1 protein-coding gene is annotated in these 394 nt (G+C 53.6%); it reads right to left on the bottom strand.

Translation table 11 applies throughout. From position 1 onward, the window contains the following. Positions 1–165: 165 nt before the first annotated feature. Positions 166–394 (bottom strand): WYL domain-containing protein (locus MWC30_RS22090; protein ID WP_244086341.1); only part of this gene is annotated, 229 nt, incomplete at its 5' end.

Below are 394 nucleotides of genomic sequence, written 5' to 3'. Positions count from 1 at the left end.
AACCGTGCATAGTCCATAACATCTTCTCCATTTCATTTCATATTTTCTGCCCGGCATTAGTGTTGGGCTTCCTCCGGGCTGAAGGCCGGCAGGAGATCTCGGTCATGCGTGTGTCGGCATGGATAATCGTATACCACCCGACCTCCCCCATTTCGTGTCCCAGGTTCAATATTGTTTCATCATGGCTTCAATTTCGTCCCGGACCCTTTGGCGAAGCCGTTCAGGGGCCAAGACTTCCACCTGGGAACCGTACTGGAGGATCTCCATGAGGATTTCGGTTTCGTGAGAAACGGGGAGTGTGATGTCTAAGTCTCCACTTGCGTGTTCGTGGAAACGCTGGCGAGAGTGCCAGAGCTGGCCTCGAGCCCATCTGGCCAAGGCATTGGAAAAACGC

The organism is Desulforhabdus sp. TSK (assembly GCF_022836495.1).
Lineage (GTDB): Bacteria > Desulfobacterota > Syntrophobacteria > Syntrophobacterales > Syntrophobacteraceae > Desulforhabdus.
Note: the sequence above shows the minus strand (reverse complement) of the source record. Positions and strands in the feature narration are given on the sequence as shown.